This window comes from Streptomyces sp. NBC_01092, from assembly GCF_045039535.1.
GTDB lineage: Bacteria > Actinomycetota > Actinomycetes > Streptomycetales > Streptomycetaceae > Streptomyces.
In genome coordinates, this window is the sequence record NZ_CP108659.1 from 1,843,814 (window position 1) to 1,867,791 (window position 23,978).

Sequence of the window (23,978 nt, forward strand, 5' to 3'; positions counted from 1 at the left end):
TCACGCGTCCCCGTACGCCTCTCCCCCGAGCGCGAACCCCGCAGTCCCCGCCGTCGCATCCGCCAGCCACGCACGGAACGCCTCCACGTCGGCGTCCGGCAGGCCGATCTCGATCGTGACCGCCTCCCCGTAGTGCACGCCCCGCACCTCGCGCCCGGTCGACCGCAGGTCGTTCTCCACCTTGCCCGCGCGCTGGTGGTCGACGGTCACCGAAGCCAGTCGGAAACGGCGCCGGGTGATCGTGCCGAGGGTGTCCAGCGCCTCGCCGACCGCGCCGCCGTAGGCACGGATCAGTCCGCCCGCGCCGAGCTTGACGCCGCCGTAGTAGCGGGTGACGACGGCGACGACGTAGCGCATGTCGCGGCGCAGCAGCATCTGCAGCATGGGGACGCCGGCCGTGCCGCCCGGTTCGCCGTCGTCACTGGCCTTCTGGATCGCGGCGTCGGCGCCGATGACGTAGGCCCAGCAGTTGTGGGTCGCGTCCGCGTGCTCCTTGCGGACGGCTGCGAGGAAGTCCTGGGCCTCCTTCTCGGTGGCCGCCGGGGCGAGCGCACAGATGAAGCGTGAGCGGTTGACCTCGGTCTCGTGCACGCCCGCGTGGGCGACTGTGCGGTACTCGTCCTGCATCCGGCCAGCCTATGCGCAGCGCCCGCGCCGGCCGCGCGGGAGGGGTTCGCCAGGCGTCTCACTTCTTCTTGCCGCGTGCCACCATCACGCCCGTCAGCAGTGCGGTGCCGGGCGCGAGGGCGCTCCAGGTGGTGCCGTGCCAGGCGAGGACGGCGATCGCCGAGGTGGGGAACTTGGTCCGGACGTCGTCCAGTGTGTCGTCGAGGCCGTCCCCGGCGAGTTCGAGGACGAGCTCCTCCAGGCCGGGGTTGTGCCCGATCAGGAGCAGCGTGGCGACCTCGGGGGACGCCTCGTGCACGACTTCCAGCAGCTCGGGCACCTCCGCCGCGTACACCCGCGGATCATGGCGCACCGGGGGCGGTGTGCCCCACTGGGCGGAGGCCAGTTCCCAGGTCTGGCGGGTGCGCACAGCGGTGGAGCACAGGGCGAGGTCCGGCAGGCAGTCGGCGTCGGCGATCATCCGGCCCGCCACCGGGGCGTCGCGCCGGCCGCGCGGGGCGAGCGGGCGCTCGTGGTCGGCGACGCCGTCCGGCCAGGCGGACTTGGCATGCCGCAGGACGACCAGGCGGCGCAAGGGGCCCGCTCCGAAGTGTGCGGTCACGACAGGGCTCCCAGGTCGTGGGTGAGGTCGAGGCCGAGGAGGCGGTCGGCGTAGGCGTAGGTCTCGAAGCGGGCGCCGTCCGGCAGGTCGGGCGCGCTCTCCACCCAGCGCAGCACCCCGAGCACCCCGGGCACGTCGAGGTCGTCCTCCCAGGCGGTGCGCAGCTCCGCCCGCACCTCGTCGGGGATGGGCCGCGACGGCTGCCGGGCCCAGGCGGCGACGGCGCGGCGCCAGCGTACGAGGGTGTCGTGGGCGTCGCTGAGAGCGGCCGCGTCGAGCTGCACGGGCACGCTTCTGCGCCGGGACAGCAGGACGAGGCGCAGGGCGGCGGGGTCGGCGTCCTCGGGGGGTGCATCCGAGTGGGCCGGGGCCACGGCGAGCCGTACGCCGTCCGGCTGCGCGCCGCCCTCGCGTACGACGTGGATGACCTGCGCCTCGCCCAGGCCCGAGGCGGGGTCCCGGCCGTCCTCGAAGGGCCGCACGCCCAGCGCCGCGGCGCCGGCCCTGAGCTCGGCCTGCTCGCGTTCCGCGTCGAGCAGCGCCCAGACCGGCGTCCCGCCCAGCTCCAGGGCGCGGAAGAGGAGATCCGCGGCCAGCAGCACCCGCAGGGCGGTGATGTCGAAGCCCTCCGTGTGCGCCTCGATGCGGGTCAGGCCCCGGCGGGCGGGCGCGGCGTCGACGGGTTCGCCGGTTCGGGCGTCGATGATGCGCAGCACGGAGTGAGCGTAGGCGCACTGGCGGTCGTCCGCAGCCATCCGGGCCGCTTTGCGGGCCGCGTGGCGGGAGTCGGTTCGGTCGGGAGTTCGCTGGTCGTCCGTGTCGTACCCGGGCATCGCCACCCCCTGCGGTGCGGACTGCCCGAACGGTACTGCGCGTCTGCCCGAGCGGACAGGAGTTCGGTCCGGGGCATTCGGAAAGGCCGGGGAAGTCGGTGCGCCGGCCCGCGCCGGGGAATCCTCGCGGGCCGTCGGCCGTTGTGCCTGGTGACGGAGATCGACAGCGGTTCTACGAAGCACGAGGGGGCCTGTGGTGTACGGCGACGAGGCTGCGGTTCGCAAGATCCTGACCGAACTGGGCGACACGTGGGCCATCGTGGGCCTGTCGTCGAACCAGCGCCGGGCGGCCTACCGGGTCGCCGAAGTACTCCAGCGCTACGGCAAGCGCATCGTGCCGGTCCATCCGAAGGCGGAGACGGTCCACGGCGAGCAGGGCTACGCCTGTCTGGCGGACATCCCGTTCGACGTGGACGTGGTCGACGTCTTCGTGAACAGCGATCTCGCGGGCCCGGTCGCCGACGAGGCGGTCGCCAAGGGCGCCAAGGCGGTCTGGTTCCAGCTGGATGTCATCGACGAGGCGGCGTACGACCGCACCCGCGCGGCCGGCCTGGAGATGGTCATGGACCGCTGCCCGGCGATCGAGATACCCCGCCTGGGCTAGCGGCGGCTCATCCGCGTCGGCTCGGCCCGGCCGGCCCCGGAACCCTCCCCTCCCCAGGCCGGCCGCCCGCATAATGCTCGGGTGACCTCCACTTCCCCCCACCACAACTCCAGCCCCGCGCGGCGCTTTCCGGTCGTGGTCGTGGGCGCCGGACCGGCCGGCCTCACCATCGGCAACATCCTGCGGGCGGCGTCCGTCGACTGTCTGGTCCTGGAGATCGAGACGCGCGAGTTCATCGAGCAGCGGCCGCGCGCCGGGGTGCTAGAGGAGGGGGCGGTCCGCGGCCTCCAGCGGCGGGGCCTCGCGGAGAACCTGCTGGCGCGGGCGCAGCGGCACACCGAGTGCGAGTTCCGGTTCGCCGGGGAGCGCTACCGGTTGGAGTACTTCGATCTGACGGGGGTTCACCACTGGGTATACCCGCAGCAGTTCCTGGTAACGGACCTGGTGCGGGAGTACGTGGACGTGCGGGGCGGGGACATCCGCTTCGGCGTCCAGGACGTGGAGCTGCACGACCTCGACACCGACCACCCCTCGGTGTCTTACACCTGCCCCGAGACGGGTCTGAGAGAGGTGGTGCACTGCGACTTCGTCGCGGGCTGCGACGGCGCGCGCGGCGTCACGCGTACGGCGCTGCCCGCCGGCCGGGCGCAGATCGCCCGCAGCGACTACGGCATCGGCTGGCTCGCGCTGCTCGCTCAGGCGCCGCCGTCCTCCGACTGTGTCCTGTTCGGCATGCATCCGAACGGGTTCGCCGGGCACATGGCGCGCAGCCCCGAGGTGACCCGCTACTACCTCGAGTGCCCGCCCGGCGACAGCCCGGAGAACTGGTCGCACGAGCGCGTCTGGACGGAGCTGCAGCAGCGGCTGGGCGCGAACGGCGTGCCGCCGCTGACGGAGGGGCGGCTGATCGAGAAGCGCGTCCTCGACATGCACAACTACGTCGTCGAGCCGATGGTGTTCGGCCGTCTCTTCCTGGCCGGCGACGCCGCCCATCTGACGGCCCCCATCGCCGCCAAGGGCATGAACCTCGCCCTGCACGACGCCTTCCTGCTCGGCGACGGTCTCGTCGCCCACGTCACGAAGGGCGACGGCGCCGGTCTGGACGCCTACTCGGCGACGTGTCTGAACCGGGTGTGGGACTCCCAGGAGTTCTCCCACTGGCTCTCCGACGTCTACCACGGCACGTCATCGGGTGACCCGTACCGCGCGGGCACCACCCTCGCCCGGCTCCGCCGCATCTTCGACTCCGAGACTGCGGCGAGGGCGTTCGCGGAGCAGTACCTGGGCAGGCACACCGCCGGCTGAACGAGCGCCGGTGCGGGCGGCCGGGTCAGTCGTGCAGGGGCCGGTCGGTGAGCCGGTGGTCCGCCACGTTCAGCGCCTCGTCGACGAGACGGCGCAGATGGCCGTCGCCGAGGGAGTAGATCACCCGGCGGCCCTCCTTGCGCGTGTTCACCAGGCCGGCGAGCCGTAGCCGGGCCAGATGCTGGCTGACGGCCGGACGGGCCGCGCCGCAGGCCTCCGTGAGCGTGGTGACGTCGGCCTCGCCCGACGTCAGTGCGTGCAGCAGCGTGAGCCGGGTGCGGTCGCCGAGCAGGGCCAGGAGTTCGGCGGCGAGCGCGAACTGTTCCTCGCCCGGGGTGCGCGGATGCGCATCGTGCGCAGTTGATAGGTGCATGCGTGCGCTCATACGCACATAATGGCGTCGTGGGCGGTCCGCGTCCACACCCGCGCACCGGAAGGGGTCCGCCGTGAGCGACCGGCACGAGCACGCACATGGTCGGGAGCACCGTCACAGCCACCCCCACCACGCCCACGATCCGCATCCGCACCCGCACTCCCCCACCGGCGCCGGACTCCGCCACCGCCTCACTCATCTCCTCAAGCCGCACTCCCACGAGACGGCCGACAAGCTCGACTCCGCCCTGGAGTCCTCGGCCCGCGGCATGCGCGCCCTGTGGGTGTCGCTGGCGGTGCTCGGTGTGACGGCGCTCCTCCAGGCGCTCGTGGTGGTCGCCTCGGGTTCGGTGGCGCTGCTCGGCGACACGGTGCACAACACGGCGGACGCGCTGACCGCCGTACCGCTCGGGATCGCCTTCGTGCTGGGCCGGCGCGCGGCGACCCGCCGCTTCACCTATGGCTATGGACGGGCCGAGGACCTCGCGGGCATCGCCATCGTGCTGACGATCGCCGCGTCCGCGGCCTTCGCGGCATGGACGGCCGTCGACCGCCTGCTCGACCCGCGCCCGATGGAGCAGATCCCGGCGGTGGCGGTGGCGGCGCTCGTCGGGTTCGCGGGGAACGAGTGGGTGGCCCGGTACCGGATGCGGGTGGGCCGCGCCATCGGGTCGGCGGCCCTGGTCGCGGACGGTCTGCACGCCCGTACGGACGGATTCACCTCACTGGCCGTCCTGTTGAGCGCCGGGGGTGCGGCGCTGGGGTGGCAACTCGCGGACCCGATCGTGGGGTTGGCGATCACGGCCGCCATCCTGCTGGTGCTGCGGGACGCGGCGCGCGAGGTGTTCCGGCGGGTGATGGACGCCGTGGACCCGGCCCTGGTGGACCGGGCCGAGCAGGCGCTGCGCGAGGTCGAGGGCGTGCGCGAGGTGGGCGAGCTGCGGTTGCGCTGGATCGGGCACCGGCTGCGGGCCGAGGTCGCGGTGGTCGTGGACGGCGAGGCGACGGTACGGCAGGCACACGCCATCGCCGTGGAGGCCGAACACGCCCTGCTGCACGCCGTACCCCGGCTCACCGCGGCCCTGGTCCACGCGGACCCGGCACCGGTGCCGGGCGAGGCGGATCCGCACCTGGCCCTGGCGCACCACACGGCCGTCTGAAGCGTCAGACCGCGACGCCGAGCCCTTCCAGGACGACGGCACCGGGAATCTCGGCGAACGCCTTGCCCGGCACCAGCAGTTTGCCGCGCCTGCGTCCGCTGCCGACCAGGACGTAGGGCAGATCGACGACGGCCGAGTCCACCAGCACCGGCCAGCCGTCCGGCAGTCCGAGCGGGGTGATGCCGCCGTACTCCATGCCGGTCTCGCCGGTGGCCGTGTCCATCGAGGCGAACGACGCCTTGCGGGCGCCGAGTTGGCGACGTACGACGCCGTTCACGTCGACCCGGGTGGTGGACAGCACGACGCAGGCGGCCAGTGTCGTCTCGCCGCCGCGCTTGCCGGCGACGACCACACAGTTCGCGGACTGTTCGAGCAGTTCTTGTCCGTAGTGCTCGACGAAGACGGCGGTGTCGGCCCACTGCGGGTCGGTCTCGACGTGGACGATTTGCTCGGCGGGGACGCTGCCGTGCCAGTTGCGTACGGCGTCGGCGACCGGGCCGATGAGTTCGTCGAGGCAGTCGGGGGCCGCGGTAGCGCTGTCGAAGTTTCCGATGGGTGCGTCCATGAGCGCACGCTAACAGGGCCGCCGACGCCGTCCGAGCGACGTCTCAGCGGGCGGGCGGGACCGAGACGGCCAGCATCCACTCGGTGGGGACGTCGCCCTGATTGCCGTAGGTGTGCGGGGCGTCGGCCTCGAAAGTGGCGCTCGCGCCGGCCGGCACGAGGTAGTCCGTGCCGTCGACGGTGAGGGTCAGTTCGCCCGCCGTGACGTGGACGATCTCGACGGTGCCGACGGGGTGCGGATCCGAGGCACTGCTCTCGCCCGGCATCACCCGCCAGTGCCACATCTCCAGCGGACCGGGCGCCTCGGTCCCGGCGAGGAGCCGGCTGTGGCTGCCCGCGTCGGTGTGCCACAGCCGCACGACCTGGTCGGCCGGGACGATCCGCACCTTGGGTCCCTGCTCGTAGTCGAGCAGCGTGGTGATGCTGATCCCGAGCGCGTCACCGATCTTGATCACGGTGCCGAGGCTGGGGTTGGTGCGGGCCTGCTCGATCTGGATGAGCATGCCGCGGCTGACACCCGCCCGGGCGGCGAGCACGTCCAGCGTGAAGCCGCGCACCGAGCGCCAGTGTTTGACGTTGCGCGCCAGGGACTGGGTCAGCAGGTCGAGGTCCGACACATTCCGTCCATCGTTGCGGAGTTCAATATTCTGAATGACAGGGTTTACCCGACTGCACTACGGTGAGGTGGACCCGATCGTGCACCGAACTGTACTGCGAGGCCACCATGACGGCACTCTTCGCCCTGGCCACCAGCCTGCTGTGGGGGCTGGCCGACTTCGGCGGCGGACTGCTGACCCGGCGCACCCCGGCGCTGACGGTGGTGGTCGTCTCGCAGGCGATCGCGACGGCGGTGCTCGGCGTGATCGTGGTGGCCACGGGCGCCTGGAGCGAGGCCGGCGACCATCTCTGGTTCGCGGTCGCCGCCGGTGTGGTGGGCCCGGTCGCCCTGCTCTGCTTCTACAAGGCACTCGCGCTCGGCCCGATGGGTGTGGTCTCCCCGCTCGGCACCGTGGGCGTGGCCGTCCCGGTCGGCCTCGGCCTCTTCCTCGGCGAGCGGCCGGGGCTGCTGCAGGTCGCGGGGATCGCGGTCGCCGTGCTCGGTGTCGTGCTCGCGGGCGGGCCGCAGCTACGGGGGGCCTCCGTGCAGCGGCAGGCCATCCTGCTCACCCTGGTCGCGGCCTTCGGCTTCGGCACGGTGTTCGCGCTGATCGCGGAGGCGTCGACCACCGTCACCGGCCTGTTCCTCGCGCTCTTCGTCCAACGCGTGGTGAACGTGACGGCGGGCGGCCTCGCCCTGTACGCCTCCTCGCGGCGGGGTCTCGCCGCCCTGCCCGACGGCGGTTTCCCCTGGCGGTCGCTGCCGGCGCTGGCCTTCGTGGGCCTCGCCGACGTCGCGGCGAACGGCACGTATGTGGTCGCCGCCCACCACGGCCCGGTGACCGTGGCCGCCGTGCTCGCCTCGCTCTACCCGGTGGTGACCGCCCTGGCCGCCCGCGGTTTCCTGCGGGAGCAGCTGCGCGCGGTGCAGGCGGCGGGCGCCGGGCTCGCGCTGGTGGGCACGCTGCTGCTGGCGACCGGCTGACTCAGGACTCCGCGTCCACTTCGGCGAGCCGGGCAGCCGCCTTCTCGTCCAGCTCCGCCAGCTTGGCCGCCGTCTCCTCGTCCAGCTCGGCCAGCGCCTGGAGCTGCTCGGGGGTGACGCCGTCGGGGATCGGCACGGGCGCCGGGGTGCGAAGCGGCGGCTGCCAGCCCTCGTCGGGCGTCCAGCGCCGTACGACCCGGGCGGGGGCCCCCGCCACCACGGCGTGGTCGGGCACGCTGCCGCGGACCACTGCGCCGGCCGCCACCACGACGTTCCTCCCGATCCGCGCGCCCGGCAGGATCACGGCCCCGGTGCCGATCCAGCACCCGGGGCCGATCTCGACCGGCTCCATGCGCGGCCACTGCTTGCCGATGGGCTCGTGGGGATCGTCGTAGGAGTGGTTGGTGGACGTGACGTAGACGTACGGCCCGAAGTAGCAGTCGCTTCCGATGGTGACCGTCGTGTCGGCGATGACATGGCTGCCGCGGCCCAGGACGACCCCGTTCCCTATGCGCAGGATCGGCTCCGGGCCCAGGTCGAGGTCGGGCATCAGACCGGCGGTCAGGGTCACCTGCTCGCCGACGATGCAGTGGGAGCCGAGGTGGATCCAGGGTTCGCCGAAGACCGTGCCCAGCGGGAAGGCCAGGCGGGTGGCCTCGCCGATCGAGCCGAAGCGGAAGCGGCCGGGGTGCTCGGCCGTCACCGAACCCGTGCGCTGCGCCCAGGCCCAGCCCGCGTGGACGGCGCGCTGCGCCAGTCGGCGTCGCCAGGATGAGAACGTGTTCTTGCGCATGAGCACCCGCTTACCGTACTGAGCATGCGGCGCCCTTACGCGGTGGAGGGGCTGTGATCTTCGCCCCAACGGGTGGCGGTAGCGTTCTGCCGTACCGCGGACGACAGGAGACGGTGATGACGCACACGGCGCTGATCAAGGGCATCGGCGGCAGGGAGCCGAAGATCGACGGCGAGGTGTTCGTGGCGCCGACGGCCTCGGTGATCGGGGACGTGACGCTGGATGCGGGCGCGAGTGTCTGGTACGGCGCGGTGCTGCGCGGCGACGTGGAGAAGATCTCCGTCGGCGCGAGCAGCAATGTGCAGGACAACTGCACATTGCACGCCGATCCCGGGTTCCCGGTGACCGTGGGCGAGCGGGTGTCCATCGGGCACAACGCCGTCGTGCACGGAGCCACCGTCGAGGACGACTGTCTTGTCGGGATGGGGGCGACTGTGCTGAACGGGGCGGTGATCGGGGCCGGGTCCTTGGTCGCGGCGCAGGCTCTGGTGCCGCAGGGGATGGTGGTGCCGCCCGGGTCGCTCGTCGCGGGAGTGCCCGCGAAGGTCAAGCGGCAGCTGACTGAGGAAGAGCGTCAGGGTGTGACACTCAACGGGACGATGTATGCGGAGCTGGCGAAGGCTCACCGGGAAGAGCACGGGGCGTAAGGTCGCGCGCGGTCTGCGGGTTCGTCGTGGTTGATCGCGCCCACGCGGCGGAGCCGCATATCGATACAGCCCCGCGCCCCTAGGGGGCGCTTCAGTCCCCGGTGGCCACCGGCTGCGGTTCCTGGTGTGCCGTCTGGGCCTTCTTCGCCTTGCGCTTCAGGATGAGCATCGACGTCAGGCCGACCAGGACCGCCGCCACCAGGCCCAGCCACGAGAAGCGCTTCAGCCAGGACTCGGCCACCACTCCGACGTAGTAGATGACCGCCGTCGTGCCGCCCGCCCAGACGATGCCGCCGAGGACGTTGGCGGTCAGGAACTTCCAGTACGGCATCCGCAGGACACCCGCGAGCGGGCCGGCGAAGATCCGCAGGAGAGCGACGAAGCGGCCGAAGAAGACGGCCCACATGCCCCACTTCTGGAAGGAGCGCTCGGCGGTCGCGATGTGGGCTTCGCTGCAGTGTCTGGGGAACTTCGCCCCCAGCCAGGCCAGCAGTGGGCGTCCGCCCTTGCGGCCGATGGCGTAGCCGATGGAGTCGCCGATGATCGCGCCCGCGGTCGCGCAGGCGCCGAGCACGACAGGGTTGATGTCACCGTGCTGTGAGGCGAGCAGCGCCGAGGAGACCAGGATGATCTCGCCGGGCAGCGGGATACCCAGGCTCTCCAGGCCGATGACCACGCCGACCAGCAGATAGATCGCCAGCGGGGGCACCGTTTCGAGCCATTCCTGGACGTGCAACGCCGCATCCTCTCGTGTACTGGACCCTTGTTCCCGGCGCACGCTCGACCGTGAGCGTGCGCCGGGGCAGCCTACCCGTTCTGTGTGACGCCTTCGGAGTCCCACAGGTTGCACTGGTGGTCACGGTGCACGGTGACGCTCACCTCATTCCCACCGGCGGACGGGGTGCGCAGGGCCAGCACGCTGCCCGGCTCGGATGGCATCGCGGGCTGTCCCGTGGCCCGCGGGACCCCGTCCCGCACGAAGGAGCCCCAGTACTGGACCATCTGTCGCGCGAGCCCGCGCTGCTCGGCGTTCAGCGGGGCCTGCAGACCGAAGTGCTTGAACAGGTACTGCACCTCGTTGACGTGGGTCGCGCCGAAGTCGAAGTCCGTGCCGAGGTCGCGCAGCGAGGCGAAGGGCGGGGAGGTGCGGTCGGCGAACTCGTACGCGTAGACCTTGCCGCGCCCGGCGAGCGTGCCGTCGAGGCGGAGCGCAGGGCAGGCGAAGAGCTGGTCGCCCTGGGCCGCGGCGTAGGCGAGGGTCGGCGAGGGGTGGGCCGAGAGCGGGTAGCGCGCGAGCGCCTCGTCGCCGTAGTCCGCGCGCATGACGGCCGGGTACTGGTCGGCGGTGAGCGGAGTGCCGTTCAGGTCGAACCGGGCGAAGGCGAACAGCCGACCCTCGTCCTGGTTGGCCCCGTTCATGACCGGCACACCGGCCGCGGCTCCTTGCGCGAACGCCTCCTTCGGCTGCCTCGGCAGGAAGGCTCCACCGGCGACCGGCGCCCAGTCGAACATGCCCTGCGCGGCCAGGATCTCGGCGGCCGGCTTGGCGCGCAGGCACGCCAGGTCGGCGCAGCCGAGCTTCTGCGCGAAGGCGGCGCCCTGGGCCGTGGCCGTCTCGTGCGTACGAGCACCGCAGTCGCCGTACGCCCCGCTCTGGATGATCCCGGCCCGCAGCAGCCCCTTGGCCGTCGGCGAGGCCAGCTGGGTGCAGACCGAGCCGCCGCCCGCCGACTCGCCCGCGATGGTCACCCGGCCCGGGTCACCGCCGAAGCGTCCGATGTTGGCGCGCACCCAGCGCAGCGCGGCCTGCTGGTCGAGCATGCCGAAGTTGCCGGAGACCCCGTCACGGGCCTCGCTGTCGAGGCCGGCGGTGGCGAGGAAGCCCATGGCGCCGAGGCGGTAGTTGACGGTCACGACGACCGTGCCGGTCTGCCGCGCGAAGGTGTCGGGGACGACGTCCTGACCGGCGCCGGCGGTGAGGCCGCCGCCGTGGAACCAGACCATGACGGCACGACGGGCGGCGCCCTGGGGGACGTACACATTGAGGTCGAGACAGTCCTCGGTGTGGCTCGGCTGCTCGTAGCCGGGGTCCCAACTCGCGCTCTGCACACACTTGTTGCCGAAGTCCTCCGCGCTGCGGACGCCCTGCCAGGGCCGCACCGGACGCGGCTCCTTCCAGCGGAGCTCTCCGACCGGCGGCTGCGCGTAGGGGATGCCGAGGAACTGCCGTCCCTCGGCGGTGGTTTCACCGCGTAACCAACCGGCGTCGGTGCGGACGACGGGAGGGTCGGCGGCCTGCGCCGGCACGGGCGTGACGAGCGCGGCCGCGAGGGCCATCAGTGCAACGGACATACGACGAATCACCGGTCCACCTCCGTCTTACGGGCATGGGACAGCACTGGTGCGGCGGGAAAACTATGAACCCGAGTGACTCGTGTCAATGATGTGAACGAGAAAACGGCCGAATGGCGTCAGGAACCGAAGAAGGGGTCACCCCGGCGGGGTGACCCCTGACTAGCGGAGGGCCGAGTCGAGCGTCGACGTGGCGGTGCCGGCGACCGTGGAGACGATGGCCGACACGTCGGCCGGGAGGGCCACGACGGTGTCGACCGGGGTAGCGGGTGCGGGTTCGCCGCCGGAGTCGTCCTGGACGTAGCGCGTCTCGTACTGCGACTGCGGGGGATCCTCCGGCTCGCCCTGCGAAGGCTCGGGGCCGGGCGGATCGGGAATCGCGCCGTGCGGAGATCCGCGATCGGGCTCTACGGGCGCGGTGCCCTGCTCCTTCTTCTCGTCCTGCCGCTCCTCGGTGTCCTGCCGCGGCTCCTTCTCCGGTGTCTCCTGCTTCTGCTCGCCGACGTCCGCCAGCCCGCCGTCGAGCATCCAGCGCTGCGCCTCGGAGCCGTCGCGTTCGGCGACGACCACGCCGGTGCCCTTGCCCCGGGCTACCGCCAGCCGCTCGGCCCGGCGCAGCAGCAGTTCCCCGTGGATCGTGAGGTCGTAGCGCACCTCCCCGGCGTGAGCGAGGCAGTGCGCCAGGACGACAGTGCCCTCGTCGGGGTCGGAGTCGAGGCAGAGGGTGGGATCGACGGCGCTGCGCAGCACGCCGTTGTCCCGGTACGACCACTGCTGGGACGCGCTGGACGAGCAGTCCGCGAGCTCGGCCCGGGCTCCGGTGCGGACCTGGCCGGCGCGCAGGTCGAGGCACAGTCCGCCGTCGAGGTTGCGGAGCCTGCCCTGGGCGATCTCGACGGGGTCCTCGGCCGAGGCGGCCGAGGGTGTGCCGCCGGATGAGGGTTCGGCGACCGCGCTCGGGTGGACGGTCCTGCCGCTGGGCGCGCCCCAGGTGGCCTGCGCGCCCGGGACGCCGTTCTCGTCGGACCAGCCCTTCGCGGTGAGCACGGTCACGAGCAGGGCGAGGGAGGTCAGACCGACGCCCACGGCGACGGCCTTGCCGCGTACGGGCGGTGGCGTGAGCCGTTCCGGGCGGTGGCGCCCGCCCCGTCTGCGGCGGTCGCACACCGTCGGCCCGGAGCCGCCCCGCCCGGGCCGGGAGTCGAGATAGCGGCGGGCGCCCCAGCCGAGCACGGTCTCGGCGAGCAGCACTTCCAGGCCGCCCTCGAAATGGCTGAGCTGTTCGGCGGCGTGCCGACAGTAGCGGCACTCCATCAGATGCTGCTGGACATCGGGCAGCAGGGCCCCGCCGCGGCGAATGGGGACGTCGAGGAGACGGTTGTAGAAACGGCATTCACGGGTGGGCGCGAGTTCGCCGTGCGCGCGGACGCACCCCCTGCGGAATTGCTCGCGCGCTCCCTCCAGAGCGGCCGCCGCGGTGGGTGTGTCCACCCCCAGCAGACCAGCGGGTATGGTTATCGGTTCCGCCTCGACCTCGGTGTGCCAGAGGAGGCATTGCGAAGCGCCCGGCAGGGCCCGGAATGCGCGCTCGGCGATTTGCCGCCTTTCGGGCGTCGCGGGCCGTGCGGCACGCAGCCCTCGCCCGCCGGTCGGTTTGCCGAGTTCCGGCAGCAGGGCGGAAATTCCGTCGTCGGCCGCCCACTCCTTCACCATGTCCCTTACGGCGACGAGGAGTTGGGGTCGCAGGGCGCCGATGGCCGGTCGGTGGAGCACGCGATGGAACGCAGCGGCGGCCACCATGGAGGCCGAACTCTCCGTGGAGGCCAGGCAGATGGCCGCGTAGTCGTAGGTCGCACGCCAGTGTCGCGCCATCAGCAGGGCGACGGCGTGGGGGTCCGCGCCGTCCTTGTCCAGGCGCGCGACCAGGTCGCGGTCGGACTCACCGGGGCTCAGCCCGGGCCGTGGCGGGTACGGCGGTCGTGGGGGGTAAGGGGATTGCACTGAACCATTTCCTTCCCAGCCGCAGGACGGCATGGGGAATGCGCGTCCTTCGGAAAAGCAGGCGCCTGATTGGTGCATACCTGGGCCGCGTCACCTCTGGACCGGCTATCGGGCCGCTCACTTTCGCACAAGCGCCGCACAGGAAACAAGAAGTTCGAGTGACCGATGTTCAAAAAGCGAGAAATTCAAAAGAGTTACCGGCGGTATCCGCACCCGCATTCGAAGTCGCCGTCGAACTCGACGCCAAGTTGTGTGCACCCAAAGAACATCGGTCCACGGAATCTTCAACTCCGCATACCGCACAGCGGACACAGCAGGCTCCGAGGTTTTGTCTCGGCTCGCTCTCATCCCCGTACAGCAGCATGGCCCGCATGATCGTCCCCCACACGACACCCGCTGCCGATTCGCCCCGTAGGGTCCGCAAGGCGGTCGTCCCGGCCGCGGGCCTCGGCACGCGGTTCCTGCCCGCGACGAAGGCGACTCCCAAGGAGATGCTGCCGGTCGTCGACAAGCCGGCCATCCAGTACGTCGTCGAGGAGGCCGCGGCGGCCGGTCTCGACGACGTACTGATGGTCACCGGCCGGCACAAGCGCGCCATCGAGGACCACTTCGACCACGCCTTCGAGCTGGAGCAGGCGCTCGCGGCCAAGGGCGACGCGGTCCGACTGGACGCGGTGCGCGACCCGGCCCGGCTCGCCGACATCCACCACATCCGCCAGGGCGACCCCCTCGGCCTCGGCCACGCGGTGCTGTGCGCCCGTCAGCACGTCGGCGACCAGCCGTTCGCCGTCCTGCTGGGCGACGACCTGATCGACCCGCGCGAGAGCCTGCTGAGCCGGATGCTGGAGGTGCGCGACCGCCACGAGGGCAGCGTGATCGCCCTGATGGAGGTCCCGCCGGAGCAGATCCACCTCTACGGCTGCGCGGCCGTCGAACCGTCCGGCGAGGAGGGGGTGGTGCGCGTCACGGGCCTGGTGGAGAAGCCGTCACGCGAGGACGCGCCGAGCCACTACGCCGTCATCGGGCGCTATGTCCTCGACCCGGCCGTCTTCGGCGTCCTGGAGCGCACCCCGCCCGGCCGCGGCGGCGAGATCCAGCTCACCGACGCACTTCAGGAGTTGGCGACGGACGGCACGGTCCACGGGGTCGTGTTCGACGGCCTGCGCTACGACACCGGCGACAAGGCGGACTACCTGCGCACGGTGGTGCGGCTCGCGTGCGACCGGCCGGACCTGGGGCCGCAGTTCACGGCCTGGCTGAAGGAGTTCGTGGCGGGCCTGGAGGACAGCGGGGCCGCAGGGCACCAGCGGATCGCGGCCTGAGGGAGCCATGGACAGCGAGCGGGGACCCTGGGCAGGGCCCCTGCTCGCTGCCGTAGAACCGGACTCAGCCGTTGGGCCGCAGGGTCCACACGACGGTCATCTCGCCGGTGACGGCACCGTCCGCCCGCTGGATCTCGATCATCACCGGGAACTCGGGCCGCTCGCCCGCGTCCAGCTCCGCGACGACCTCGGCGGCCGGGCGACCCAGCGTCGCGGTGGCGGTGACGGCGCCCATGGCGAGCTTCTTGTAGGCGATCTCGGCGCTGACCGCGAGCGGCACGGCACGCGAGAGCTGGTCGCCGAAAGCGGCCAGCACGATCGCACCACTGGCGGACTCCCCGAGCGTGAACATCGCGCCGGCGTGCGGCCCGCCAACGTGGTTGTGGTAGTCGCTCTGGTCCGGCAGAGCCACCACGGCCTTGTCCGGCGTGGTCTCCAGGAACTCGAGGTTCAGGGTCCGGGCCATGGGCACGGTGGCGGCGAGCATCTCGCCGATGGACATCTGGTCTGCGCTCATGACGGTCATGTTACCCATGAGTAGGAATTTGGGAACAGGCTGAGCACGATGTGACGAGAGTCGTATCCCCGAGAAGCCCGACCACACCGGGCGGACCGGCCCGGGGCGGCACGAGCGGGCCTCACCGGGCCCGTGACCTGCTGTCCGCTTGGCAAATCGACGCGGGGGCGGCGATAGTCGGCCGGTGACCTCCCCCGCCGACCTCCGCCGCCGCTCCCGCCGCCCCACCTGGGCGGGCCGCAACTACAGCCTTCTGACGGCCGCCGCGTTCGTGACGAACCTCGGCAGCCACGGAGCACTGATCGCCGCGGCGTTCGCGGTGCTGGAGGCGGGCGGCGACGGCGGCGACGTGGGCCTGGTGGCCGCTTCCCGCACCCTGCCCCTGGTGCTGTTCCTGCTGATCGGCGGCGCCGTCGCGGACCGCCTCCCCCGGCACCGGGTGATGGTCGCCGCCAACGCCCTCAACTGCCTCTCGCAGGCCGCCTTCGCCGTGCTGGTCCTCTCCGGGAAGGCCGAGCTGTGGCAGATGATGCTGCTCACCGCCCTCGGCGGCACCGGCCAGGCGTTCTTCAGCCCGGCGGCCGAGGGCATGCTGCTGTCGTCCGTCAAGGGAGAGCAGGCGGGCCGGGCGTTCGCCGTGTTCCGCATGGCGATGCAGGGCGCGGCCGTGGGCGGCGCGGCGCTGGGTGGTGCGATGGTGGCCGCGATCGGGCCCGGCTGGGTGCTGGCGGCGGACGCGGCGGCCTTCGCGGTCGCCGGGGCGATGCGGGCGTTCCTCGACGTGAGTCACATCCCGCAGCGCGTGCGGGGCGGCGGCATGCTGGCCGATCTGCGCGAGGGCTGGCGGGAGTTCGCCGGGCGGCCGTGGCTGTGGGGCATCGTCGTCCAGTTCTCCATCGCGAACGCGGTCGTGGGCGCGGCCGACGCGGTCTACGGCCCCCTGGTCGCCCGGGACCATCTGGGCGGGGCGGGTCCCTGGGGCCTGGCCCTGGGCTTCTTCGGGGCGGGCACCGTCGCGGGGGCCCTGCTGATGACCCGCTGGCAGCCGCGCCGTCTCCTGCTCGCCGGCACCTTGTGCGTCTTCCCCCTCGCCCTGCCCTCCGCCGCACTCGCCGTACCGGTGCCGATCACCGTGCTGTGCGCGGTCATGTTCCTGACCGGCGTGACGCTGGAGGTGTTCGGCGTCTCCTGGATGACCGCGCTCCACCAGGAGATACCGGAGGACAAGCTCTCCCGGGTCGCCGCGTACGACTGGTTCGGCTCGGTCGCCCTGGTCCCGCTGGCGACGGCCCTGGCCGGCCCGGCCGAGAGTGCCTTCGGGCGCACGTCGGCGCTGTGGGGCTGCGCCGCGCTGGTGGTCGTCGTCACGGCGGGGGTGCTGTGCGTGCCGGACGTGCGGAACCTGCGGCGTCGTACCAAGCAGGTGGGCGCGGGCGACCGGGCCGGCTCAGCCGATGCTGAAAGCCCCGTCGGGGGGCTCGGGTGAGGGCACCGCGTCCTCGTCCCGCACCGGCCGCGCCCCGCCGATGAACTCGCGCAGGGCGGGCCCGTGTTCGACCCGGGCGGCGAAGGCGTCGGAGGCGGTGAGGCGGGCGAGCGCGGCCGTGTCGACGGGCCGGTGCGCGGCGACCAGCACCGCGTTCCCGAAGCGCCGCCCGCGCAGCACACCCGGCTCCGCGATCAGCGCGAGCTCCTCGAACACCGTGGCGCAGGTGGCGAGTTGCGAACGCAGGAAGGCGAAGGGAGCGGCGTCGGCCAGGTTGGCCAGATAGACGCCGCCGCCCCGCAGCACCCGCTCCGCCTCGCGGACGTACGCGTCCGACGTCAGATGCGCCGGCACCCGTGACCCGCCGAAGACGTCGGCGACGAGCACGTCGGCCGAGTCGTCCGGGGCCGTCTCCAGCCAGGCGCGCGCGTCCCCGCCGTGCAGCCGGATGCCGGCCCCGTCCGGAACCGGCAGATGCTCGACGACCAGCTCCATCAGCCCGCGGTCGGCCTCGACGACGTCCTGGCGCGAGCCGGGCCGGGTCGCCGCCACGTACCGGGGAAGCGTGAGCGCCCCGCCCCCGAGATGCAGCACGTCCAGCGCCCGACCGGCGTCCGCGACGGTGTCGAGTACGTGCCCGAGCCGTCGGGCGTACTCGAACTCCAGATACTCCGGCTCGTCGAGATCGACGTACGACTGGGGCGCCCCGTCGACGGTCAGCAGCCAGGCCCGCTTCCGGTCGATGTCCGGCATCAGCTTGGCGAAGCCGTAGTCGACGGCACGGGTGACGGGGATGGGATCGCTCACCTTCTCATTGTGCCCGGGGGAAGCGCCCCGAAGGGGCGCGGGGAACTGCGCGACCAGCCACGACGGCCCCGCAGTCCCCCACACACAGACACCGCCCCTATGAAACGGCGGTCACGGTCCCCGCCCCCACGGTCCGGCCACCCTCGCGGATGGCAAATCCGAGGCCGGGCTCCAGCGGCACCTCACGCCCCAGCTCGACGGTCATGGTGACCGTCTCCCCGGGCCGCGCGACGCCCGCCTCACCGAGGTCGATGTCCCCGACCACGTCCGCCGTGCGGATGTAGAACTGCGGCCGGTACCCGCTGACGACGGCGGTCGTACGACCGCCCTCACGGGCCGAGAGCACATACACCTGCGCGGTGAACCGACTGCGAGGCACCACACTCCCCGGCGCCGCGACCACATGCCCCCGCCGGACGGCGTCCCGCGGGACCCCGCGCAGCAGCAGCGCCACGTTGTCCCCGGCCTGGGCCTCGTCCATCGGCTTGCCGAAGGTCTCCAGGCCGGTGACCACGCTCTCCAGCCCGGCGCCGAGCACTTCGACCCGGTCGCCCAGCCGCACGGTGCCCCGCTCGACCGCCCCGGTGACCACGGTCCCCCGGCCGGTGATGGTGAGCACGTTCTCCACGGGCAGCAGGAACGGCGCGTCCACATAGCGCTCCGGTATCGGAACGTAGGTGTCCACCGCGTCGAGCAGCGCCTCGATCGACGCCGTCCACTGCGGGTCCCCTTCCAGCGCCTTCAGCCCCGAGACCCGTACGACGGGCACGGCGTCGCCGCCGTAGCCGTGCTCGGACAGCAGGTCGCGGACCTCCAGTTCGACGAGGTCGATGAGCTCCTCGTCCCCCGCGTCGGCCTTGTTCAGGGCGACGACGATGTGGTCGACGCCCACCTGGCGGGCGAGCAGCACGTGTTCGGCGGTCTGCGGCATGATCCCATCGAGCGCGGAGACGACGAGGATCGCCCCGTCCAGCTGGGCGGCGCCGGTGACCATGTTCTTGACGTAGTCGGCGTGGCCCGGCATGTCCACATGGGCGTAATGACGGGTGTCGGTCTCGTACTCGACGTGCGCGATGTTGATGGTGATGCCGCGCGCGGCCTCCTCCGGCGCCCGGTCGATGCGGTCGAAGGGCACGAACGTGCCGGACCCGCGCTCGGCGAGGACCTTGGTGATGGCGGCGGTCAGGGTGGTCTTGCCGTGGTCGACATGGCCCATGGTGCCGATGTTCAGATGCGGTTTGGTGCGCACGTATGCCGTCTTGGACATGGCTGTACCTCGAAGTCTCTGCAGAAGTCTCTGCGAAGCAGATGGGGACCCCAAGGACTTGCCGACCCTCCCCCTGCGGGGTCCGCCGGACTGTCCGGAGAGGGTCAGCTTCGGGCGCCGTCGACTGTGGTCGCAATGACCGGAACGGCAGCCTTCGGAGCATCCGCGACTGCGGATGCTGCGAGGACGAAGGCGTGCCGGAACATGACGCCGATCATTGCCGACGCTTTGCCCGACGTCGAATGGTTTTTCGCGGTACGGGACTTGGGTTACGGGGACTTGCGACGTGCGGTACGGGACTTCAGGCGCCGATGTTCTTCAGCGCCTCCCTCACCGACAGCGGCGCGAACCGTCCCTGCTCCCGCGCCAGGAAGTCCCGTACGGCCTCGGGGTCGGTCTTGGCGTACTCGCGCAGGCACCAGCCGATGGCCTTGCGGATGAAGAAGTCGGTGTGCCCGGACTGGCGCAGGCAATACGCGAAGAGGCGTTCGGTGTCGGTGCGTTCCTTGTAGCGCAGTTGGTGGAGCAGGGCCGTGCGGGCGACCCACAGGTCGTCGTCGGCGATCCAGGCGTCCATGTCCGCCTTGAGCTCGGGGTCGGCCGCGACCAGCCCGCCCACGACATGCGCGGCGAGTGCGTCGACCGTGTCCCACCAGGAGACGGTGGCGGCCAGATGCCGGGCCACCGGCAGGAATCCGGAGGAGCAGCGCCCCACGTGCCGGCGCAGATGGTCGACGGCGAAGTAGTGGTACTCACGCTCGGGCAGCTGCCAGCAGCGCAGGGCAATGGCGGTGCAGTCGGCCTCGTCGGGGCGGGGTGTGCCCTGGACGACGGTGCGGGTCAGGGCGCGTCGCACCGGCGTCGTGAGGCCGAGGAAGGGGGCCACGTCCTTCATGTACGCCCGCATGGACACGGCACGTTCCGGGTCGGCGGCAGCGCCGTAGGTGGCCACGAGCCGCTCCAGCACCGTGTCGGCCAGGGCACTGCGCGGAACTTCCAGTGTTCCCGTTCCTGTGACGCCCATGAGACGAACCATACGGCGATCACACATCTTCGTCGGTTACTGTCGCCAAATGCTCGACGATGCCACCACCCGCTCTGGGGGCACCGCCACCGCCTCTTCGCAGGCCGCCGCCAACGAATCAGCCGTCGCCGTCGCGGTGCCGGCGCCCGTCCCTGCCGGCTTCGGCCCGCGCTGCGCGAGAGCACTGCTCTCGCCGTGGGCGCGGCTGTCCCTGCTCCTGGTCCTGCTCGCGGCCGCCGCGGCGTCCGTGCTGCTCTTCGAGCCGCACAAGCTCCTGGCGCACGGCTGGCCGCCCCAGGTCGGCGGTCCGGTCGCGGTGGTGCTGTTCGCCGTGGCGTACGGGCTGATCACGGTCGCGTTCGTGCCGCGGCCTCTGCTGAACCTCGCGGCGGGCGCGCTCTTCGGCTCGGCGCTGGGGATGGGCGCCGCCATGGCCGGCACCGTGCTCGGGGCCGCGATCTCCTTCGCGCTCGGCCGGATGCTCGGCCAGGACGCGCTGCGCCCGCTGCTGCGCGGCCGGTTGCTGAAGGCGGTGGACAAGCAGTTCAGCAAGCACGGCTTCCGGTCGATGCTGGCGGTGCGGCTGTTCCCCGGTGTGCCGTTCTGGGCCGCGAACTACGCCGCCGCCGTCTCCCGTATGGGCTACGTCCCCTTCCTGCTGGCCACGGCGCTCGGTTCGATCCCCAACATCGCCGCGTACGTCGTCGCCGGTGCCCGGGCCGGGCAGCCGACGTCGCCGGTGTTCCTGATCGCGGTGGCCGCCATCGCGCTGCCGGCGCTCGCGGGCGCGGTGGTGGCCTGGCGCAAGCGCCACCACCTGCGCCGCCGCTGAGGGGGCGGGTCGGGCCGACCCGTCGGCTCAGACCGATTCGAGGATCATCGCGTTGGCGAGCCCGCCGGCCTCGCACATCGTCTGCAGCGCGTAGCGGGCGCCGCGCTCGCGCATCGCGTGGACCAGGGTCGCCGTCAGACGGGTTCCGCTCGCCCCGAGGGGGTGACCGAGAGCGATCGCGCCGCCGTGCACGTTGACCTTGCCGAGGTCGGCGCCCGTCTCCTGCTGCCAGGCCAGCACGACGCTGGAGAACGCCTCGTTGATTTCGAACAGGTCGATGTCGTCGAGGGACAGCGCCGCCCTGCGCAGCACCTTCTCGGTCGCCGGGATGACTCCCGTGAGCATCAGCACCGGGTCGGAACCGGTGACGGCGAAGCTGTGCAGCCGGGCGAGGGGGCGCAGACCGAGGCGGGCCGCCGTCTCGCTGGAGGTGATGAGCACGGCGGAGGCGCCGTCGTTGATGGGGCTCGCGTTGCCCGCGGTGACGTTCCACTCGATCTGCGGGAAGCGCTCGGCGAACGCCGGGTCGTGGTAGGCGGGCTTGAGGCCGCCGAGGATCTCGGTGGTGCTGCCGGGACGTACGCACTCGTCGCGCGAGACGCCGTCCAGGGGCGCGACCTCGACGTCGAACAGGCCCTGCTCCCAGGCGGCGGCCGCCTTCCGGTGCGAGGACACGGCGAACTCGTCCATCTGCTCGCGGGTGATCGACCACTTGGCGGCGATCAGCTCGGCGCTGATGCCCTGCGGGACGAGCCCCTCCGGGTAGCGCTCGGCGATGCCGGGGCCGAAGGGGTCCTTGCCGGGCGGCACGTTCGACCACATCGGCACCCGGCTCATCGACTCGACGCCGCACGCGACGACCATGTCGTACGCCCCCGCGATCACGCCCTGGGCGGCGAAGTGCACGGCCTGCTGGGACGAGCCGCACTGGCGGTCCACGGTGGTCGCCGGGACCGTGTCCGGGAAGCCCGCCGACAGGGCGGCGTAGCGGGTGGTGTTCATGGCCTGCTCGCCGACCTGGTCGACGGTGCCGCCGATGACGTCGTCGATCAGCGCCGGGTCCACGCCCGAGCGCTCCACGAGGGTGCGCAGGGTGTGGGCGAGGAGCTGGACGGGGTGGACGTGTGCCAGGGAGCCGTTCGGCTTGCCCTTGCCCATCGGGGTGCGTACGGCTTCGACGATGACTGCGTCACGCATGGTGCGGGCCTCCTTGGCCGCCGGGCGGTGACCGGCGCGCGGGCCGGTGCGGGGACCGGCGCGATGCGCGATTACCAGTGAGTAGGAAATCCGAACTCACCATAGCCCGAAGAGTTGGAAAATCAAACCCACCAGGGTTGGAAAGTCGAACCCGGCCCTTAAACTGAGCGGCATGGCCGCCACCAAAGACCCGCGCCCCTGCTCCATCGCCGACGCCCTGGCGCTCGTCGGCGAGAAGTACTCCCTGTTGGTCCTGCGCGAGGTGTGCCTGGGCAACGGCCGCTTCGACCAGCTGGTGCGCAACATCGGTGCCCCGCGAGACATCCTCGCCACCCGGCTGCGCCGCCTCGTCGACGCCGGGATTCTGACGAAGCGGGCCTACAGCGAGCGCCCGCAGCGGTTCGAGTACCGGCCCACGCAGGCCGGGCTGGAACTGGAGCCGGTGCTGATGACCCTCATGGCGTGGGGCGACCGCCATCTGCGCGGCGACGACGACCGCCCGATGGTGATCGAGCACGCCTGCGGCAACGAACTGCTGCCGCTCGTCACCTGCCGTGCCTGCGGCGATGCGGTGCGCCACGAGGACCTCACGGCCCATCCCCAGGCAGCCGGCTGGTCGGTGTCGGGGCCGACGGCGGCGTAGCCGAAGGAGCGAGCGGAGCGACCGACCGCCGCCTGCGGCAGGCACTTTCCGCTCGCCGCCACCCAAGCGCAGGCCCCGTAGCAGGTCAACGCCGGTTTACCCGCGGTGGGCGATCGTCCGCCCTAGCCCCTGTGCCGGAGCCGTCATCGCGGGACGCTACGCTGCCCCTCGACACTCGCGATCTCTGCGCCGCCGACGCGGTGTCCCCCCTCGCCCCTTGCCACGATCAGCACTTGGACTCCGTAACTTCATGTCTTGGTTTGAATCCCTCATCCTCGGACTCGTCCAGGGGCTGACCGAGTTCCTCCCCGTGTCCTCCAGCGCGCACCTGCGTCTGACCGCGGCGTTCTCGGGCTGGGAGGACCCCGGTGCGGCCTTCACGGCGATCACTCAGATCGGCACGGAGACCGCGGTGCTGATCTACTTCCGCAAGGACATCGGGCGGATCATCTCGGCGTGGCTGCGGTCGCTGACCAACAAGGAGATGCGACGCGACCACGACGCCCAGATGGGCTGGCTGGTGATCGTCGGCTCGATCCCGATCGGCGTGCTCGGCCTGACGCTCAAGGATCAGATCGAGGGCCCGTTCCGCGACCTGCGGATCACCGCGACGATGCTGATCGTCGTCGGCATCGTCATCGGCATCGCGGACCGGATGGCGGCGCGCGACGAGACCGGCGGGCGGCACCGCGCCGCCAAGCAGCGCAAGGGCCTCGAGGACCTGAGCGTGAAGGACGGCCTGATCTTCGGCCTGTGCCAGTCGGCGGCGCTGGTCCCCGGAGTCTCCCGCTCCGGCGCCACCATCAGCGGTGGCCTCTTCATGGGCTACACGCGCGAGTCCGCGGCCCGCTACTCCTTCCTCCTCGCGATCCCGGCCGTCCTCGCCTCCGGCCTGTTCGAGCTCAAGGATGCGATGGAGAACGACCACGTCTCCTGGGGCCCGACGATCTTCGCGACGGTGATCGCCTTCGCGTCCGGCTACGCGGTCATCGCCTGGTTCATGAAGTTCATCTCGACGAAGAGCTTCATGCCGTTCGTCTGGTACCGCATCGCCCTCGGCATAGTCATCATCGCCCTGGTCTCGACGGGCGTCCTGAGCCCGCACGCGGCGGAGTCGGGCTGACACCGACGCCTGACTCACCGGTCAGCAGGAGCGGCCCTCCGAAATCCGTGACCAATCACATACGTTGCGCGTAGCCGTCCGGTAGCGCACCGTCAGGTCTTGCCCCTAGGCTTGTCCGCATGTCCCCCCATTCCTTAGGCCCTGGTTCCGTGCGGTCTGCTGCCGAGGTGAACGAGGCGATTCGCGCCCTGTGGCTGCGTGCGGGCGGCTCGCTGTCGGCTCAGGAGCGCGCGGAGTACGAGCTGTTGGTGGTCGAGTGGGCGGCCGCCATCCGCAGTCAGGTCATCAAGGCGGCTTGAGCCCCCGACCCGCGCCGGAG

General features: G+C 71.8%; 26 protein-coding genes. 11 read left to right on the forward strand and 15 right to left on the reverse strand.

Annotation, left to right across the window (positions count from 1 at the left end; genetic code table 11):
- From OG254_RS08050 to OG254_RS08060, 3 genes are read right to left on the reverse strand one after another with little or no spacing between them, the layout of a single operon-like run.
- Entirely contained in the window at positions 1–627 is a 627-nt protein-coding gene (locus OG254_RS08050) for a YigZ family protein (protein WP_405578881.1), read from the reverse strand.
- A gap of 58 nt (positions 628–685) precedes the next feature.
- Entirely contained in the window at positions 686–1,228 is a 543-nt protein-coding gene (locus OG254_RS08055) for a histidine phosphatase family protein (RefSeq protein ID WP_351195671.1), read from the reverse strand.
- Positions 1,225–1,983, reverse strand: a complete 759-nt coding sequence (locus OG254_RS08060; RefSeq protein WP_405594895.1) for a hypothetical protein — start codon at positions 1,981–1,983, stop codon at positions 1,225–1,227. The genes OG254_RS08055 and OG254_RS08060 overlap by 4 nt, the downstream gene beginning before the upstream one ends.
- A 274-nt stretch (positions 1,984–2,257) precedes the next feature.
- Between OG254_RS08060 and OG254_RS08065 the strand changes: the two genes are divergently transcribed.
- Entirely contained in the window at positions 2,258–2,665 is a 408-nt protein-coding gene (locus OG254_RS08065; RefSeq protein WP_405578884.1) for a CoA-binding protein, read from the forward strand.
- Between the two features lie 81 nt (positions 2,666–2,746).
- A complete protein-coding gene (locus OG254_RS08070) occupies positions 2,747–3,970 on the forward strand; it encodes a 4-hydroxybenzoate 3-monooxygenase (protein WP_405578887.1) in 1,224 nt (407 codons plus the stop codon).
- A gap of 25 nt (positions 3,971–3,995) precedes the next feature.
- Here the strand turns inward: OG254_RS08070 and OG254_RS08075 are convergent, their stop codons facing one another.
- The gene (locus OG254_RS08075; protein ID WP_187284572.1) at positions 3,996–4,355 is read right to left on the reverse strand and encodes a metalloregulator ArsR/SmtB family transcription factor; all 360 of its coding nucleotides are present in this window, start codon (positions 4,353–4,355) and stop codon (positions 3,996–3,998) included.
- Positions 4,356–4,416: 61 nt separating this feature from the next.
- Between OG254_RS08075 and OG254_RS08080 the strand changes: the two genes are divergently transcribed.
- Entirely contained in the window at positions 4,417–5,502 is a 1,086-nt protein-coding gene (locus tag OG254_RS08080; RefSeq protein WP_405578890.1) for a cation diffusion facilitator family transporter, read from the forward strand.
- A 4-nt stretch (positions 5,503–5,506) separates the two neighbouring features.
- On the opposite strand, the gene OG254_RS08085 is transcribed toward OG254_RS08080, so the two are convergent.
- Together OG254_RS08085 and OG254_RS08090 are read right to left on the reverse strand one after the other, a co-directional pair.
- Positions 5,507–6,067, reverse strand: a complete 561-nt coding sequence (locus OG254_RS08085; protein ID WP_405578893.1) for a YbaK/EbsC family protein — start codon at positions 6,065–6,067, stop codon at positions 5,507–5,509.
- A 43-nt stretch (positions 6,068–6,110) separates the two neighbouring features.
- Positions 6,111–6,683: an XRE family transcriptional regulator gene (locus OG254_RS08090; RefSeq protein ID WP_351195678.1), complete on the reverse strand. Its 573-nt coding sequence runs from the start codon at positions 6,681–6,683 to the stop codon at positions 6,111–6,113.
- 107 nt (positions 6,684–6,790) lie between these two features.
- On the opposite strand from OG254_RS08090, the gene OG254_RS08095 reads away from it, so the two are divergent.
- A complete protein-coding gene (locus OG254_RS08095) occupies positions 6,791–7,648 on the forward strand; it encodes an EamA family transporter (protein WP_405578897.1) in 858 nt (285 codons plus the stop codon).
- 1 nt (position 7,649) lies between these two features.
- Here OG254_RS08095 and OG254_RS08100 read toward each other — a convergent pair whose 3' ends face one another.
- Complete coding sequence (locus tag OG254_RS08100) at positions 7,650–8,441, reverse strand: acyltransferase (RefSeq protein ID WP_405578900.1); 792 nt, start codon at positions 8,439–8,441, stop codon at positions 7,650–7,652.
- 116 nt (positions 8,442–8,557) lie between these two features.
- Between OG254_RS08100 and OG254_RS08105 the strand changes: the two genes are divergently transcribed.
- Positions 8,558–9,088, forward strand: a complete 531-nt coding sequence (locus OG254_RS08105) for a gamma carbonic anhydrase family protein (protein ID WP_405578903.1) — start codon at positions 8,558–8,560, stop codon at positions 9,086–9,088.
- Positions 9,089–9,179: 91 nt separating this feature from the next.
- Here the strand turns inward: OG254_RS08105 and OG254_RS08110 are convergent, their stop codons facing one another.
- From OG254_RS08110 to OG254_RS08120, 3 genes are all read right to left on the reverse strand, one after another.
- Positions 9,180–9,824, reverse strand: a complete 645-nt coding sequence (locus OG254_RS08110) for a DedA family protein (protein ID WP_405578906.1) — start codon at positions 9,822–9,824, stop codon at positions 9,180–9,182.
- Positions 9,825–9,895: 71 nt separating this feature from the next.
- Positions 9,896–11,440, reverse strand: coding sequence for a carboxylesterase/lipase family protein (locus tag OG254_RS08115; protein ID WP_405578908.1), 1,545 nt, complete (start codon positions 11,438–11,440; stop codon positions 9,896–9,898).
- A gap of 162 nt (positions 11,441–11,602) precedes the next feature.
- Positions 11,603–13,441: a ricin-type beta-trefoil lectin domain protein gene (locus tag OG254_RS08120; protein WP_405578910.1), complete on the reverse strand. Its 1,839-nt coding sequence runs from the start codon at positions 13,439–13,441 to the stop codon at positions 11,603–11,605.
- A gap of 371 nt (positions 13,442–13,812) precedes the next feature.
- On the opposite strand from OG254_RS08120, the gene galU reads away from it, so the two are divergent.
- Positions 13,813–14,763 (forward strand): UTP--glucose-1-phosphate uridylyltransferase GalU, encoded by a 951-nt coding sequence (galU, locus tag OG254_RS08125; RefSeq protein ID WP_405578912.1) that lies wholly within the window; start codon positions 13,813–13,815, stop codon positions 14,761–14,763.
- A gap of 64 nt (positions 14,764–14,827) precedes the next feature.
- On the opposite strand, the gene OG254_RS08130 is transcribed toward galU, so the two are convergent.
- Positions 14,828–15,280 (reverse strand): DUF4442 domain-containing protein, encoded by a 453-nt coding sequence (locus OG254_RS08130; protein WP_405578915.1) that lies wholly within the window; start codon positions 15,278–15,280, stop codon positions 14,828–14,830.
- Between the two features lie 184 nt (positions 15,281–15,464).
- Between OG254_RS08130 and OG254_RS08135 the strand changes: the two genes are divergently transcribed.
- Positions 15,465–16,766 carry an MFS transporter gene (locus tag OG254_RS08135; RefSeq protein WP_405578917.1) on the forward strand — a complete coding sequence of 434 codons (1,302 nt, stop codon included), beginning with the start codon at positions 15,465–15,467 and terminating at the stop codon, positions 16,764–16,766.
- Here the strand turns inward: OG254_RS08135 and OG254_RS08140 are convergent.
- The 3 genes from OG254_RS08140 to OG254_RS08150 all read right to left on the reverse strand — a co-directional run bounded on the left by OG254_RS08140 (position 16,728) and on the right by OG254_RS08150 (position 19,864).
- Positions 16,728–17,573, reverse strand: coding sequence for a spermidine synthase (locus OG254_RS08140; protein ID WP_405578919.1), 846 nt, complete (start codon positions 17,571–17,573; stop codon positions 16,728–16,730). The genes OG254_RS08135 and OG254_RS08140 overlap by 39 nt on opposite strands.
- 97 nt (positions 17,574–17,670) lie before the next feature.
- Complete coding sequence (gene tuf / locus OG254_RS08145; RefSeq protein ID WP_405578921.1) at positions 17,671–18,840, reverse strand: elongation factor Tu; 1,170 nt, start codon at positions 18,838–18,840, stop codon at positions 17,671–17,673.
- Between the two features lie 301 nt (positions 18,841–19,141).
- Positions 19,142–19,864, reverse strand: coding sequence for a DNA alkylation repair protein (locus OG254_RS08150; protein WP_405578923.1), 723 nt, complete (start codon positions 19,862–19,864; stop codon positions 19,142–19,144).
- 49 nt (positions 19,865–19,913) lie between these two features.
- On the opposite strand from OG254_RS08150, the gene OG254_RS08155 reads away from it, so the two are divergent.
- Positions 19,914–20,696, forward strand: coding sequence for a TVP38/TMEM64 family protein (locus OG254_RS08155; protein ID WP_351195701.1), 783 nt, complete (start codon positions 19,914–19,916; stop codon positions 20,694–20,696).
- Between the two features lie 27 nt (positions 20,697–20,723).
- Here the strand turns inward: OG254_RS08155 and OG254_RS08160 are convergent, their stop codons facing one another.
- A complete protein-coding gene (locus tag OG254_RS08160; RefSeq protein WP_405578925.1) occupies positions 20,724–21,893 on the reverse strand; it encodes a thiolase family protein in 1,170 nt (389 codons plus the stop codon).
- Positions 21,894–22,065: 172 nt separating this feature from the next.
- Between OG254_RS08160 and OG254_RS08165 the strand changes: the two genes are divergently transcribed.
- From OG254_RS08165 to OG254_RS08175, 3 genes are all read left to right on the forward strand, one after another.
- Positions 22,066–22,536, forward strand: coding sequence for a helix-turn-helix domain-containing protein (locus tag OG254_RS08165; protein WP_351195703.1), 471 nt, complete (start codon positions 22,066–22,068; stop codon positions 22,534–22,536).
- Positions 22,537–22,786: 250 nt separating this feature from the next.
- Positions 22,787–23,659: an undecaprenyl-diphosphate phosphatase gene (locus tag OG254_RS08170; RefSeq protein ID WP_405578928.1), complete on the forward strand. Its 873-nt coding sequence runs from the start codon at positions 22,787–22,789 to the stop codon at positions 23,657–23,659.
- A gap of 119 nt (positions 23,660–23,778) precedes the next feature.
- Complete coding sequence (locus OG254_RS08175; protein ID WP_351195706.1) at positions 23,779–23,958, forward strand: hypothetical protein; 180 nt, start codon at positions 23,779–23,781, stop codon at positions 23,956–23,958.
- Positions 23,959–23,978: the final 20 nt, after the last annotated feature.